The sequence below is a fragment of the Algoriphagus aestuariicola genome (assembly GCF_017254835.1).
In the GTDB taxonomy this organism is placed as follows: domain Bacteria; phylum Bacteroidota; class Bacteroidia; order Cytophagales; family Cyclobacteriaceae; genus Algoriphagus; species Algoriphagus aestuariicola.
Map to the genome: position 1 here is coordinate 1 of NZ_JAFKCW010000068.1, position 287 is coordinate 287.

Consider the following 287-nt stretch of genomic DNA (forward strand, 5'->3'; position numbering starts at 1 on the left):
GGACCAAACGCGGTGCCAGAACAGGAACGCCAGCGCGAAGGTAAAGATGGCGGTGCCGTGATCGCTCGGGAACGAGCTGTCCGGCGCGTGTGGCAGGAAGGTATAACCAACGCCGGCGACGAACGGGCGCTCATGCGGCAGCAGCGCGCCAATAGCGGAAGCGGCAAGCATGGCGAACAGCAGCGCGATAGTGGTTTTCGCTACCACCTGGCGTTGCGAAACCAGCTGGCTTTGCGGCCCCCACAGCCAAAGACCGACGATCAGCAGCGGCACGATGATGATCAGAT

1 protein-coding gene is annotated in these 287 nt (G+C 62.7%); it reads right to left on the reverse strand.

Annotated features, from left to right (window positions below):
• Nucleotides 1-287, reverse strand: a 287-nt coding sequence (locus J0A67_RS23695) for a phosphatase PAP2 family protein (protein WP_206571697.1), incomplete at both ends; no start/stop codon positions are given.